This window comes from Pantoea sp. SOD02, from assembly GCF_024707505.1.
In the GTDB taxonomy this organism is placed as follows: domain Bacteria; phylum Pseudomonadota; class Gammaproteobacteria; order Enterobacterales; family Enterobacteriaceae; genus Pantoea; species Pantoea symbiotica.
Genome location: NZ_CP102604.1, coordinates 1,569,103 through 1,583,127, shown reverse-complemented (window position 1 = coordinate 1,583,127; position 14,025 = coordinate 1,569,103). Strand labels below are relative to the sequence as shown.

General features: G+C 52.4%; 14 protein-coding genes and 3 tRNA genes. 6 read left to right on the top strand and 11 right to left on the bottom strand.

Features of this window, described 5'->3' with window-relative positions:
* The first annotated feature begins 84 nt into the window (after positions 1-84).
* Positions 85-255, top strand: coding sequence for a hypothetical protein (locus NR302_RS07320; protein WP_008102314.1), 171 nt, complete (start codon positions 85-87; stop codon positions 253-255).
* Positions 256-382: 127 nt separating this feature from the next.
* Here NR302_RS07320 and NR302_RS07315 read toward each other — a convergent pair.
* The 6 genes from NR302_RS07315 to uvrY all read right to left on the bottom strand — a co-directional run bounded on the left by NR302_RS07315 (position 383) and on the right by uvrY (position 3,977).
* Positions 383-468: transfer RNA gene (locus tag NR302_RS07315), tRNA-Leu, on the bottom strand.
* A gap of 11 nt (positions 469-479) precedes the next feature.
* Positions 480-553, bottom strand: a tRNA-Cys gene (locus NR302_RS07310).
* Between the two features lie 42 nt (positions 554-595).
* A tRNA-Gly gene (locus NR302_RS07305) sits at positions 596-671 on the bottom strand.
* A 204-nt stretch (positions 672-875) separates the two neighbouring features.
* Positions 876-1,424: a CDP-diacylglycerol--glycerol-3-phosphate 3-phosphatidyltransferase gene (gene pgsA, locus NR302_RS07300; protein WP_008102316.1), complete on the bottom strand. Its 549-nt coding sequence runs from the start codon at positions 1,422-1,424 to the stop codon at positions 876-878.
* A 68-nt stretch (positions 1,425-1,492) separates the two neighbouring features.
* Entirely contained in the window at positions 1,493-3,325 is a 1,833-nt protein-coding gene (uvrC, locus tag NR302_RS07295) for an excinuclease ABC subunit UvrC (protein WP_258144894.1), read from the bottom strand.
* Complete coding sequence (uvrY, locus tag NR302_RS07290) at positions 3,318-3,977, bottom strand: UvrY/SirA/GacA family response regulator transcription factor (protein ID WP_008102320.1); 660 nt, start codon at positions 3,975-3,977, stop codon at positions 3,318-3,320. Before uvrY ends, uvrC begins: the two co-directional genes overlap by 8 nt.
* 431 nt (positions 3,978-4,408) lie before the next feature.
* Between uvrY and NR302_RS07285 the strand changes: the two genes are divergently transcribed.
* Positions 4,409-4,636 carry a DUF2594 family protein gene (locus NR302_RS07285; protein WP_007887303.1) on the top strand — a complete coding sequence of 76 codons (228 nt, stop codon included), beginning with the start codon at positions 4,409-4,411 and terminating at the stop codon, positions 4,634-4,636.
* 32 nt (positions 4,637-4,668) lie between these two features.
* Here NR302_RS07285 and NR302_RS07280 read toward each other — a convergent pair whose 3' ends face one another.
* Together NR302_RS07280 and sdiA are read right to left on the bottom strand one after the other, a co-directional pair.
* Positions 4,669-5,280 carry an acyl-homoserine-lactone synthase gene (locus tag NR302_RS07280; RefSeq protein WP_154181533.1) on the bottom strand — a complete coding sequence of 204 codons (612 nt, stop codon included), beginning with the start codon at positions 5,278-5,280 and terminating at the stop codon, positions 4,669-4,671.
* Between the two features lie 121 nt (positions 5,281-5,401).
* A complete protein-coding gene (gene sdiA, locus NR302_RS07275) occupies positions 5,402-6,124 on the bottom strand; it encodes a transcriptional regulator SdiA (RefSeq protein ID WP_154192191.1) in 723 nt (240 codons plus the stop codon).
* Between the two features lie 566 nt (positions 6,125-6,690).
* Between sdiA and NR302_RS07270 the strand changes: the two genes are divergently transcribed.
* The gene (locus NR302_RS07270; protein WP_258144893.1) at positions 6,691-7,365 is read left to right on the top strand and encodes a DUF4396 domain-containing protein; all 675 of its coding nucleotides are present in this window, start codon (positions 6,691-6,693) and stop codon (positions 7,363-7,365) included.
* Here the strand turns inward: NR302_RS07270 and NR302_RS07265 are convergent, their stop codons facing one another.
* Positions 7,366-8,064 (bottom strand): extensin family protein, encoded by a 699-nt coding sequence (locus tag NR302_RS07265; RefSeq protein ID WP_258144892.1) that lies wholly within the window; start codon positions 8,062-8,064, stop codon positions 7,366-7,368.
* Between the two features lie 417 nt (positions 8,065-8,481).
* Between NR302_RS07265 and cycA the strand changes: the two genes are divergently transcribed.
* Complete coding sequence (gene cycA, locus NR302_RS07260) at positions 8,482-9,873, top strand: D-serine/D-alanine/glycine transporter (RefSeq protein WP_258144891.1); 1,392 nt, start codon at positions 8,482-8,484, stop codon at positions 9,871-9,873.
* Between the two features lie 369 nt (positions 9,874-10,242).
* Here the strand turns inward: cycA and NR302_RS07255 are convergent, their stop codons facing one another.
* A complete protein-coding gene (locus NR302_RS07255; RefSeq protein WP_258144890.1) occupies positions 10,243-11,217 on the bottom strand; it encodes a metal-dependent hydrolase in 975 nt (324 codons plus the stop codon).
* Positions 11,218-11,240: 23 nt separating this feature from the next.
* Positions 11,241-11,876 (bottom strand): HTH-type transcriptional regulator RutR, encoded by a 636-nt coding sequence (gene rutR / locus NR302_RS07250; RefSeq protein ID WP_036649823.1) that lies wholly within the window; start codon positions 11,874-11,876, stop codon positions 11,241-11,243.
* Between the two features lie 307 nt (positions 11,877-12,183).
* Between rutR and rutA the strand changes: the two genes are divergently transcribed.
* Positions 12,184-13,275: a pyrimidine utilization protein A gene (gene rutA, locus NR302_RS07245; protein WP_008109441.1), complete on the top strand. Its 1,092-nt coding sequence runs from the start codon at positions 12,184-12,186 to the stop codon at positions 13,273-13,275.
* Positions 13,275-13,985, top strand: coding sequence for a pyrimidine utilization protein B (gene rutB / locus NR302_RS07240; RefSeq protein WP_008109438.1), 711 nt, complete (start codon positions 13,275-13,277; stop codon positions 13,983-13,985). The genes rutA and rutB overlap by 1 nt, the downstream gene beginning before the upstream one ends.
* The last annotated feature ends 40 nt before the right edge of the window (positions 13,986-14,025 follow it).

Genomic DNA, 14,025 nt, shown 5'->3' with positions numbered 1-14,025 from the left:
GTTACTGACTTTGCTTACCTCAAGGTCAATCCTTTGATCTCTTTGAGATTGGTTACTCAATCGCTCATTTATGAGGAGCAATAGATGAAAGTTTTAGCAAAAGCAGCATTGGTGACGTTAACGTTGGTCTCGTTGGCGGGCTGTATGCACAAAAGTGATGCGGTCGGCGGCGATGGGCGTCCACATGCGCCAAGTAACCAACCAGTGCCAGGCGCCAGCGAAGGTGCGGGTCCGGTGGGACAACCACAATCGTAATGATTTGCCCGGCTTTGCCGGATTTTTTATTGAATTTAGTAAAAGACAAAAACAAAAAAACCGCCCTTGGGCGGTTACGACATTACTGCTTATTGCTTTATTTTATTCGTTTTATCAACTGCGAATATGGTGCCCGGGGCGGGACTTGAACCCGCACAGCCATAAGCCGAGGGATTTTAAATCCCTTGTGTCTACCGATTTCACCACCCGGGCAGGGTGTAAATTGGAGGCGCGTCCCGGAGTCGAACCGAGGTAGACGGATTTGCAATCCGTTGCATGGCCACTCTGCCAACGCGCCTTTAATCTGATATGTAATTCGTTGAATACGAATTACTAAATTTGGAGCGGGAAACGAGACTCGAACTCGCGACCCCGACCTTGGCAAGGTCGTGCTCTACCAACTGAGCTATTCCCGCATAATCTTCGCCTGCTTATTTGCTGCCGTATTACCTGCAAATTTACAAAGGAGATTCTGTATTTCTTCATCGAACTTACTGATTTAACTCAGCTTCTTGCAGACTCGCTGCTGTTCGATGCGATGCATTCTACTTATCTGACGCAGTGAGTCAATATAATTATCCACACACTGCGTCCGTTTGCTGCTTTTTAAATCGCATCGATCAGCTATCGAGCAAATCGCCGCGCGCCGCGCTCAAATACTGGAACATTGACCAGAAAGTCAGCACCGCGGCGATGTACAGCGCAACCACACCCACGCCAACTACTGTGGCTTCAGGACGCCACAGCAAGGCGAACAGCGAGAACATCTGCGCGGTGGTTTTCACCTTGCCGATCCACGACACCGCTACGCTGCTGCGTTTGCCAATTTCCGCCATCCACTCGCGCAGCGCAGAGATTATGATCTCGCGTGCGATCATGGTTGCCGCAGGCAGCGTAATCCACCACGCGTGGAAATGCTCTGCCACCAGCACCAGCGCAATCGCCACCAGCACTTTATCCGCCACCGGATCGAGGAACGCGCCAAAACGCGTGGTCTGCTTCCAGCGACGCGCTAAAAAACCATCAAACCAGTCAGTGACCGCAGCAATCACAAAGATCAGTGCAGTAGCAAAAGGAGCCCATTGAAATGGCAGATAAAACGCCAGGACAAAGAAGGGAATAAGTACGACTCGAAACAGGGTAAGACACGTCGGAATGTTAAATTGCATATGCCAGTAACTGTCTGGTGTGAGTAGGGTTTCATGTATGTTCCTACATTGCCCCCCCTCTTTCAACGTTAGTGTTTCAGTGAGTAGAAGATTTTTTCCGCCAGCGCGGTAGAAATTCCCGGCACTTTGGCGATCTCATCGACGCTGGCATTCATCAACGGTTGCAGGCCACCCATATACTTGAGCAGCTGTTGGCGCCGTTTTGGCCCCACGCCTTCAATGCTTTCCAGTGCGCTGGTGTTCTTCACTTTGGCGCGTTTTTTCCGGTGACCTGAAATCGCATGATTGTGAGAGTCATCACGAATATGCTGGATCACATGCAGTGCAGGCGAGTCCGGCGGCAAGGAAACGCCCTCACCTTCCGCTTCAAAGAACAGCGTTTCCAGCCCGGCTTTACGATCGCTACCCTTCGCCACGCCGAGTAAAATCGGACGATCTTTATCCCACGGCACATTCAGCTCGGCGAACACCTGTTTCGCCTGCGCTAACTGACCTTTACCGCCGTCGATGATAATCACGTCGGGGATTTTGTCCTCTTCCAGCGCTTTGCCATAACGACGGCGCAGCACCTGATTCATCGCCGCGTAATCATCGCCCGGCGTGATGCCTTCAATGTTGTAGCGACGGTAATCGGAACGCAGCGGACCATCACGGTTAAACACCACGCACGATGCAATGGTCTGCTCGCCCATGGTGTGGCTGATGTCGAAGCACTCCATGCGATGAATGGTGTCGAGCTCGAGGAACGTCGCCAGCGCCGCCAGACGCTGCTGAATGGTCGAGTGCTGCGACAGCTTGGTAATCAGCGCCGTCGCCGCATTGGTACGCGCCAGTTTCAGGTAGCGCGCGCGGTCGCCACGCGGCTTACTTTGAATATTCACTTTGCGCCCCGCCAGCACGCTAAGCGATTCGGCCAGCAGCTCGCGTTCTGGCAGATTAAAGTCCAGCAGGATTTCCGCCGGCAAAGTGCGCGCTTCACTGCCTTGCAGATAGAACTGGCCGACAAAGGTTTGCACCACTTCGGTCAGTTCGGTATCAGCGGGCACTTTCGGGAAGTAGCTGCGGCTGCCGAGCACTTTGCCCTGACGAATAAACAGCACGTGCAAACAGGCCATGCCGGCATCAAAGGCCACGCCCATCACATCCAGGTCTTCACCCTGATTGGAGACGAACTGCCGCTCGGTAACACGCCTTACCGCCTGAATCTGGTCACGTAAGATCCCCGCCTCTTCGAAGCGCAGCTCCTCACTGGCCTTTTCCATGCGTTTGACCAGTTGATTGATCACCTGATCATCTTTGCCCGCAAGGAACAGACGCACGTAATCGGTTTGCTGCGCATATTCCTCTTCGCTGACCAGCCCCGAAACGCAAGGCCCAAGGCAGCGGCCAATCTGATACTGCAAACACGGGCGCGAACGGTTGCGATACACGCTGTTTTCACACTGACGAATCGGGAACACCTTCTGCAACAACGCGAGGGTTTCACGCACCGCATAACCATTTGGAAACGGCCCAAAGTATTCGCCTTTAGCATGCTTCGCACCACGGTGCATCGCCAGGCGCGGATGGCTATCGCTGCTGAGGAAAATGTAAGGATAGGATTTGTCATCGCGCAGCAGCACGTTATAGCGCGGCTGGTAGAGCTTGATGTAGTTATGCTCCAGCAGCAGCGCTTCCGTTTCGGTGTGCGTCACGGTGACGTCGATGTTCTGGATGTTGCTGACCAGCACTTCAGTTTTGCGACTGCCCACCTGCGTACGGAAGTAGCTGGTCAGGCGCTTTTTGAGGTCTTTGGCTTTACCAACATAGATCACCGTGCCGGTCGCATCGTACATACGGTAGACGCCGGGTTGGCTGGTCACGGTGCTGAGAAAGGCTTTGGAATTGAAGACGTCACTCACTACTGATTAATGGCTCCGCATTGAACAGGCCATGTCGAATGGCCAAATGCGTTAACTCGACGTCGCCACTGATATTCAGCTTACTGAACATGCGATAGCGGTAACTGTTAACGGTTTTCGGGCTGAGACTGAGTTGTTCGGAGATTTCCGTCACTTTCTGCCCGCGCGTGATCATCAGCATAATCTGCAATTCCCTTTCCGACAAGCAGCTGAAGGGTGATTCGGCTTTTTGCGGTTCGATCTGGCTGAGTGCCATTTGCTGAGCAATATCCGAGGCGATGTAGCGTTGCCCCGAATGCACCGAGCGAATCGCACTTACCACTTCCTGCGGCGCGGCACCTTTGCTGAGATAACCTGCTGCGCCCGCCTGCATCACTTTTGCCGGCAGTGGATTTTCGGTATGAATGGTGAGCATGATAATGCGGATGTCGGGGTTAAAGCGCACAATTTTGCGTGTTGCTTCCAGGCCGCCAATACCGGGCATGTTCATGTCCATCAGCACCACGTCAACCGGATTGCTGCGGCACCATTTCACGGCGTCTTCACCGCAGGCCGCTTCACCGGCTATGACGAGTCCTTTCATATCTTCCAGAATGCGGCGAATACCGGCGCGGACCAGTTCATGGTCATCAACAAGAAGCAGGCTGATCAACGGGACGTACTCCGCAGGTTAAGAAAGGGAAATATATTTCAGAGCGGCTATCTTACCGGTTTTCAGGTGGAAAAAACATCTATCGCCACAGATAAATCTCAAATGAAATGATGCAAATCAATAACATTCTTTTGAACTTGCTTTTACAGCACGGGGCAATAACATGCAAAATTAGAGAAGTAAAATTGTGACTAATATCATTAAGTTATAATTTATAGCTCGATTTTGTTGTCGCACTCTGTTTGCCGGGTAAATAACAGCTAAACGCTAATTCTGATTGCTGACAAATAGCGCAATAGGCAATTAAATCGCGGTCTGGATTTTACCGCTTCGCCTGCATTAAAATTCGTCTGACAACCATATGATATACTCTCTTTTTTACGCACAGGAAGAATGTGTCTACATTGAGTAACACCACCAAGGAGTCAATTATGAGTGATGAAGATTTCGCAACTTCACGAGACACGCAGGCGCTGGCAGACGAAGTCGCCTGTCTGAAAATGATGGTGACGCTGATTCTGAAAGGAATGGGCCAAGCCGATGCCGGTAAGGTGATCATCAACATGGAGCGTTATGTGCAAGCTTCGTTAGGCGATAAGCCGCAGGCGGAAGTATTTAACAATACGATTCGTCAGATCAAAACTGCTTACCGTCAATAAGCGATATGCCCCGCGCGCGATGCGCGGGGTATTTAGCTGTGTGATTGCCAATTCACTGAAACACCCAGCGATGGCAGCACCTCTTCCGGGCTAAAGCGTCGCGTACCACGATACTTATCCGCCAGCGCAGGTTGATCAACCGGAATGCGAATGGCAAACAGATTGTCTTCAGATTGGATCAAGCCCGGTGAGAGCGGTTCGTAGACCACCTGATGCTGTTCAAACATCTTCTCAAGCATCGGCGTCGCCGAACTGATCAAATACTCCATGCCGCTCAGTTCTGCTAATTGCACCGAGTGCCACAAAATACTCAGTGGCAACTCAGCGTCTACTTCAAGACGCGCCGAGAAGCGCGACATTTCCCAAACCTTTTCCTGATCGAAAGGCAGAACAAAACCTTCAGGCACCTCAGGTTCATGCCACGGTAACAAGCGTGCGCAACCACAAATACCCTGACGAGCGTTCCAGGCAATCAACCAGGTAACATCCGAGCGATCAAACCGATCGTATTCTTGCCCTGGCGTACTTAATCGCGGTGGAATCGACCACCCTTCACCGCGCGCAAACACGCTATAGCGATACGTTCCCAGTTCTGCCAACAGTGAGGACGGCATATCCTTAAGCTGTGTTTGAATTACTTTCATCATGCGCCTCTGACATCCCCATGTATGCAATGATTTCTTTGAGCCAGCCTGGCAACATTGCGCGCAGGGTAGACAACTGACACTAGAGAAGGAACTACTAAAATTAGTAGTTGCGTTTTCGTTATATCAGGCCAACCGCTGCGGCATAACAGGCAATCTGCGTTTTATTGGAAACATTAAAACGCTTTTGCATATTCTTTTGGTGAAAATTCACCGTATGTTCAGATATGGCTAAAATAAGTGAAATTTCCGCAGACGTTTTTCCTTCTGCCGTCCATTTCAGAATTTCTAATTCACGCTGACTAAAATCGTTAGATAAAACGACCATAGAATCGTCATTCAGACGCTCCAACACGCGCAAACTCAGTTCCGCCAGAAGATGCAGTTTCACCTCTAACTGTACACGTAAGTGTTGGGTCTTACTGTGAAGCGTCGATGCAATTGATAATATACCAATGGTACGATTTGGTGCCATTGCTGAGCAGGAAAAGCCGCTCATTAATCCTGCGGCGTTAGCTTCCGCCCATAAATTACCCGCACCGGTAAATAAATCGCGCGTCCATTCCACACCGCGTCCCGGCCGCTGACAGAGTAATAGCACCGGATCGACCGCATAATAGTTCTCACTTTCATAGCGTTTTACCCAGCTTTCCGGGTACGTACTGAACAAAAACAGGCGCGGCCGGGTAAAAGGTACCGGATGCTGAACCAAAAAAGCGAAGTAATCAAAACCCAGCTTTTCAATCTGCTGTTGCAATAGCGATTTCAAATGCGCCACTTGCGTTAGCGCCAGAAATTCATTTTCCATTTCGTCTCGCCAGACGAAATAATTATCGGTCGTCATTATTGCCTTAGCGCTGTTTCACGCTTTTACATTCTGAAATTGATTCGTGTTAACGCAAAAAAAATAAATTAGCCAGACAAAAAATATTGATTGAAAAGAGAGCATATTTTCCAGCAGCGGGCATAACTCTTCTAATGTCAATGCTTTAACGTAATGGAAATGTGTAAGTTCACGCTATTTGTTAACAGGTTCACAACTTTAATTCCTCAGCAGATTAGAATAGGATTTTTCTGAAGTAGTTTCAATCACCCGTTTGATTGAAAATGGACGTTAGATTGATAAATTTTTAGCATCGTCATTAACTAAAATTAACGCATGGCAAAGCATATTCTTTTGCTATCAACGCCATTTCTACAGTGCATTAGTTTTTACTTAATCTTAATCCCACCTATTTCTGCGGTTAAGATGATGCTTTTAGTAATGATGTGATTTCTCTCATGCTGATTCACGGCTACGCTTAATACTCGCGGCATGAGAAATGAAGGTAAAGAGGCAATGGGGGACAATGCGACAGAACGGCTCACACGTATTGTCACAGGTAGGTGGGAAACTTAGCGGAACAGACTATGTTGAACCAGTTGGCATTACCTTTCCTTGTTCTGGGCGGCTGTACTGCCCTGATGATTCTAAAAGACCTGTTCCGCCATCCGCATCCTGTCGCGGTGATGAATATCATTTGGCCTATTACTGGCTTGTATATGCCTTTTATTGGCTGGATAGCCTGGTGGTACTTAGGCCGCAAGCCTTCACAACAGCAAAAACTTGCGCTGCTGGTTCCCCAAAAAATACGCAGTAATGCCAGCTGGCAAACCATATTTATTTCCACTTCATTATCCGCAGCGGCCTGTATATTCGGCGATATAATGACAATCCCGATAGTCACATTACTAAAACAATTTGCCTTTAATCCAACGATTGGGATGCAGGCGCTTATTTGCATTATCGTTTCATTGTTCATCGGATTACTATTTCAATTCCTGGCGATTCGTCAACGTGAAAAACATTCATTTGGCAGCGCATTATTATTGGCGTTGAAAACCGAGATTTTCCCACTGCTGATTTATCAATTAGGTATTTTTATCTTTATGGCATTGGCCCTAAAGTTTGTGCTGCACGAGCAAGTCAATCCGCTGCTGGTGGCATTCTGGTTTATGCTGCAGCTGGCAATAATGATTGGCTTTATTTTCTCCTGGCCGGCTAATCATTTCCTGATAAAACGTGGACTTAATCCTGCGGTATAGCTAACGACAGTAACCTGAGCCGCGCATGCCGAGATGAAAATGGCTGGCATGCGCAGCGTTGTAATCAGGCCCCAGCGCATTACCGAATGTGGCGCAGCCGTTACGCCACAGCGCATGCAGTCCTGCCGCCGCATCCTCCGGCTGTTGCCAGTTTTTCCCTACCTGTAACCAACGCCCGCTCGCCAGCTGAAATCCGGTTATATCCCAGGCATCAGCGCTGGCGTGCTCACTCAAACGCCCTTCCTGACGATGATAGATATTGCGACAAGCGTAGCTGCCAACATGGGCAATGCGTTTCAGCGGGCTGTCAAAACCGGCCTGGCGCAACGCGCTGTCGCTGTTAATCACGAACATGGTGCTGGTCACCGCCATTGGACAGCTGGCGAGAAAACTGCTGCTAAGAGAAACATCGCCATAGCCGCTGATGCGTAGCGGCTGCTCAATCGGACAATCACCCTGCATCGGCGGCACGGCGCGAAACTGCACCAGCCGCTGTTCACTGGCTTGCCGCATCACCGCCATGCAGGCGGCAGGATCGCCACTCAGCTTTTTCAACTTGTAGCGCGTCATCCAACCGGGCGGATCGGTGACCTTAAGCGGCGTGAAGGGATTCCACTGAGGCGGCAGATGGGTTTTCAACCACGGCAAACTGAGCCAGCCGCAAACAGCCAGCAACGCGACGGCGAACAGAGCGCGCACAATGCCTCACTTTTCCTGATGAAATGAACTAACAAGTGTAGAAGTCATGCGTGCGGAAAGTGACGTAAATCGCTTAATTGTTGAAGATTTACGCAAAATGACTGCGCTTTAAACTCTGTAAATAATTACTGACACAGCAAAGCGCGTAAAAGGTCACAAAGGGGGAAAAACCATTACCGACACTGCTTAGCTTTCCACTATCTTATGCCACTTGCCTATACAACGGCTCATAACGATTGCCCTAAATAATTCGAGCCGCAGGAAGGCGGCAAGTGTGTGAATCCTCAGGAGCTTACTTTAGTAAGTGACTGGGGTGAACACGCGTAGCCAACGCATCTGCGGCTTGAAGTATGACGGGCAAAACAGCCATTAGAGCTGACATAGCTGACACAACATCCCGACAGGAAAGAATAATTTATGGTTGATCAATCAAAAGAGGCGCTCATTGAGGCCGAACAGCCGGATAAACTCCAGCGTAGCCTGCATAATCGTCACATCCAGCTGATTGCCATCGGTGGCGCCATCGGCACCGGGCTGTTTATGGGCTCGGGTAAAACCATCAGTCTGGCGGGTCCGTCGATCATTTTCGTCTATATGATCATTGGCTTTATGCTGTTCTTCGTCATGCGCGCCATGGGCGAACTGCTGTTATCCAACCTCGAATACAAATCCTTTAGCGATTTCGCCGCTGACTTACTTGGTCCATGGGCGGGTTATTTTACCGGCTGGACTTACTGGTTCTGTTGGGTGGTGACCGGGATTGCCGATGTGGTCGCCATCAGCGCCTATTTCCAGTTGTGGTTCCCGGACTTCTCCATCTGGATGAGCGCTCTGCTGTGCGTCTTTGTCTTCCTGGCGTTGAACATCGCCACGGTGAAGCTGTTTGGTGAGATGGAGTTCTGGTTCGCGATTATTAAAATCGTCGCCATTGTGGCGCTGATTATTACCGGCATTGTGCTGGTGAGCATGCATTATCCGTCGCCGAACGGTGGCACCGCTTCCCTGAGCAATATCTGGGATCACGGCGGCATGTTTCCGAAAGGACTAAGCGGCTTCTTTGCCGGCTTCCAGATTGCGGTTTTCGCCTTTGTCGGTATTGAGCTGGTTGGCACTGCGGCAGCAGAAACCAAAGATCCGCACAAAGTTCTGCCACGCGCGATCAACGCCATTCCACTGCGTATCATTATGTTTTACGTGCTGGCGCTGATGGTGATTATGGCGGTAACGCCGTGGAATCATGTGCTACCAAATCGCAGCCCGTTCGTTGAGATGTTTGTGCTGATTGGCTTGCCTGCTGCTGCCAGCATCGTCAACTTCGTGGTGCTGACCTCCGCCGCCTCTTCCGCTAATAGCGGTATCTTCTCCACCAGCCGCATGTTGTACGGCCTGGCGGAACAAGGCGTGGCGCATAAAGCCTTTGGTCGCCTCTCAGCGCGTGCGGTGCCAACCACCGGCCTGTTCTTCTCCTGCCTGTGTTTGCTGGCCGGCGTGGCGCTGATCTACCTGATTCCGGATGTGATGACAGTGTTCACCATGGTCACTACGGTGTCGGCGATTCTGTTTATGTTCGTCTGGACCATCATCCTGTGCAGCTATCTGGCGTACCGTAAGCAGCATCCACAACGTCATGCCGAATCGACGTTCAAAATGCCGCTGGGTAAGTTTATGTGCTGGGCGTGCATGGCGTTCTTCGCCTTTGTGCTGGTGCTGTTGACGCTGCAGGAAGATACCCGTCAGGCGCTGATGATAACGCCGCTGTGGTTTGTGATGTTGACCATGGGCTGGTTGTTACGTCGTCGTAAAGCGTAAAAGTTACCGGTTGCCATGAATGGCGTAATGCTTGTTATTTAAGGCAATCGCCCGTGCGCTGGCCGGGGACACATTTGCCAGAGGCGCTGACGCGTCTGCTGCGGCAAAAGGGCTATCCGCAGCGCTGAGGCTTTAACGTTGGGCCAGGAGCCTCGCGCATGGATGCGTGAGGCAGTTCGGGGCCGGCCAGGAGGGCCGATCCCCGAATGGTCCGTCGGCACGACGTGAAAGCCGAAGGCACCGCGCTAGCGGCGCGAGGACGGCCCGTGACGTAGCAGATGTGTCAGAGCCCGCACGGATAGCAATCCTAAAGAAAAATGCAACCAGATAGCCATAAGCATTGGTCGCCATAAATGGCGACCCTACAAATCAGAGTCGCTCGCGGAGTTTGTGCCATGCCTGCGCCAGCGAGGGCCGCATCGAAGGTTCACGCTGAGGAGCCACTTCCGGCGACTGCGGCGATCCCAGATTAAAGGTAAAGGTGTAATCCGGCTCTTCACCCATGCGCAAATCGCTGATCAACGTACGATCGCCCTGCTGCTTCATCGCGTAAAAACCATGACTAAACCACGCCACACGCTCGGCGTGCCATTGCCCTTTGAACGGTGCAAACAGCGCGGGCTGACGGTCGTGCCAGCTTATCTGCAGCGGACGCCCGGGCGACAATAGCGACCAATAGGCTTCGCCATAACGATCCGGCGTCATGATCACCGTGCGCCACACCAGCGTATTAAACGCGGTCGGCGTCACCAGCAATTGCTCGGGCTGCACCGATTGCTGCGTCAGCGCTTGCTCAATGTGCTGAGTCGCGATGCTTTGTGCCACCATGCTCCAGCCGAGATAGAGCGTACTCACCAGCAATCCCGCCTGATTCCAGCGCAAACCCACCGCATCACGCCGCCATAGAGCCACCAGCAGCGCAATCAGCAACGGCAAGGTATACAGCGGATCGATGATGTACATGCTGCCAATGGCATAGGGGAAATCGGTGAGCGGCAGGCCCAGCTGCGTGCCGTAAACCGTGGTGAGATCCAGCAGCGGATGCGTTATTAGCGCCAGCCACATCGCCAGCGTCCAGCCGCGCCAATGTGCGCGACTGCGTGTCGCACCAGCCACCAGCCAGCCGAGCAGCGGTGCAAATAAGGTGAGGAATATCAGCGCATGACTTTCGGTACGATGCAGCGTCATATTGCGGATAGCATCGCCGTGATCGATAAACACATCGAGATCCGGCAAGGTGCCCGCCACCGCGCCTACCAGCGCCGCTTGCCACAGCGGAACGCGTTTGCCCATCACCGCAACCGTGACCGCCGCGCCTAACGTCAATTGTGATAACGAATCCATGCACTCTCCTTGAACCAGCGGGATCAGCGCACGCGGATCCCTTCAATAATCATGCGTTGCACATTTTCCAGCGTCTGTTCAAAGAACGCCGCATCGTTCAACGTCTGGCCGGTAATCGCTTCCACCTGCGAGGCGAAATCCGCATAGTGCTGCGTGGTCGCCCACAGCAGGAAAAACAGGTGCTGCGGCTGCACGCCCGCCAGCCGCCCTTCAGCGATCCACTGCTCGATAATCGCCGCTTTCTCATCCACCAGCGCTTTTAAATCACCGGCCAGTTCACCTTTCAGCAGTGGCGCGCCTTGCAACATCTCAAGGCAGAACAACCGTGAAGCTTGCGGATGATCGCGCGAGACTTCCAGTTTGAGCCGAATGTATTGACGAATGGCCGTCAGCGGATCGTGATCGTGCTGCAGCGCACGCAATGGTGCCAGCCACACATCAAGAATCTCTTTTAAAACGGCCACATACAGCACTTCTTTCGACGGATAGTAATACAGCAGATTGGTTTTCGAGACGTCGGCACGCTCCGCCACTTTATCCAGGCTGGTGCCGTGAATGCCGTATTGCGAGAAGAAGGCTAATGCCGCTTCCAGAATGGCTGCCCGCTTTGCGGCGACCGCACGCGAACGGCGTCCCGGTTTTTTTTCATCGCTTTTCACACTGTTACCTCTTCCGTCCTGCGTGAACGCATCATAACAAAGGCCCTCTTTCCTGCCTAATCGCCTGCCTGCACCTTTTTTGACCATGTCGCGCATGAAAAACGTGCAGAACGTTTTGACCAAACGGTCTGAATTGGACCAATTACTCCAGCTTACAAATATCGCTACTTTTAACACATTGTTATTTAAGTCTTTTGAAAATGTGGCACAGCCTTTGCAATTTTGTGATGGAGCGCCGCCCGCAGGATGCGTGCAGGAAGCAGCGCAGCGCGTGAAGCAGTCCCCGTCTAATGCAGAGAGGTTTCACATGAAAATTGGCGTCTTTATCCCGATTGGTAATAACGGCTGGCTGATCTCCACCCATGCGCCGCAATACAAACCGACCTTTGAACTGAACAAAGAGATCGTGCTGAAAGCGGAGCATTATCATTTCGACTTTGCCCTTTCGATGATCAAGCTGCGCGGCTTTGGCGGTAAAACCGAGTTTTGGGATCACAACCTCGAATCCTTCACGCTGATGGCGGGACTCGCGGCGGTGACCTCACGCATTGAGATCTACGCCACCGCCGCCACGCTCACCTTACCGCCCGCGATTGTGGCGCGTATGGCCTCCACCATTGATTCCATCTCCAATGGCCGCTTCGGCGTCAACCTCGTCACCGGCTGGCAGAAACCCGAGTACGAGCAGATGGGCTTGTGGCCGGGCGATGCCTACTTCTCCAGTCGTTACGAATATCTGACCGAATACGTCACCGTGCTGCGCGATCTGTGGGGCACCGGCCAGAGCGACTTCAAAGGCGAGTTCTTTACTATGAACGATTGCCGCGTCAGCCCGCAGCCGCAGAAACCGATGAAAGTGATCTGCGCCGGCCAGAGCGATGCGGGCATGGCGTTCTCGGCGCAGCATGCCGATTACAACTTCTGCTTTGGCAAAGGCGTCAACACGCCAACCGCCTTCGCGCCAACCGCCGCGCGCATGAAACAAGCTGCCGATAAAGCGGGCCGCGACGTCGGTTCTTATGTGCTGTTTATGATCATTGCCGCCGAAAGCGACGAAGCCGCACGCGCCAAATGGGAGCACTACAAAGCCGGAGCCGATGAAGAGGCGCTCGCCTGGCTCACCACGCAAAGTCAGCAGGATACCAAATCCGGTAGCGACACCAACGTGCGCCAGATGGCCGATCCAACTTCCGCCGTCAACATCAACATGGGCACGCTGGTGGGTTCTTACGCCAATGTGGCACGAATGTTGGATGAGGTTGCTTTAGTAGATGGCACGCAAGGCGTGTTGCTCACCTTCGACGACTTCCTGCAAGGCATCGAAGATTTCGGTGAACGTATTCAGCCATTAATGCAGTGTCGTCACGATTTAATCGCATCCCAGCAGGAGGTTGCCTGATGAGTACCGTTGTTTGCGCCCACACCTCAAGTTTACCGAACGTCACCTTGCCGGCGCGCCCGGAAGCCATCGCGCTGCCGCCTGCGCAAAGTGCGCTGATTGTGGTGGATATGCAGAACGCCTACGCCACGCAAGGCGGCTATCTCGATCTGGCGGGCTTTGATGTCTCCGCCACCAAACCGGTGATTGCCAAAATTCATCAGGCGGTCACCGCAGCGCGTGCCGCCGGGATGCAGATCATCTGGTTCCAGAACGGTTGGGACGACCAATACGTCGAAGCCGGTGACGCTGGATCCCCTAACTTCCACAAATCCAACGCGCTGAAAACCATGCGCAAGCGCCCGGAATTGCAGGGCACGCTGCTGTCGAAAGGCGGCTGGGATTATGCGCTGGTCGATGAACTGGTGCCGCAGGAAGGCGATATCGTGCTGCCGAAACCACGCTACAGCGGCTTCTTCAACACCTCGCTCGACAGCATGCTGCGCAGCCGCGGCATCCGCCATCTGGTGTTTACCGGCATTGCTACCAACGTCTGCGTGGAATCGACGCTGCGTGACGGCTTCTTCCTGGAGTATTTCGGCGTGGTGCTGGAAGACGCGACCTATCAGGCAGGTCCGGCGTTTGCGCAGCAGGCGGCCATTTTCAACATTGAAACGTTTTTTGGCTGGGTCAGCGATACCGACACGTTCTGCGAAACGCTGAAAAGCTAACGCCTCGATTCACCTGCACATCAATAACAAGAGGATTTCA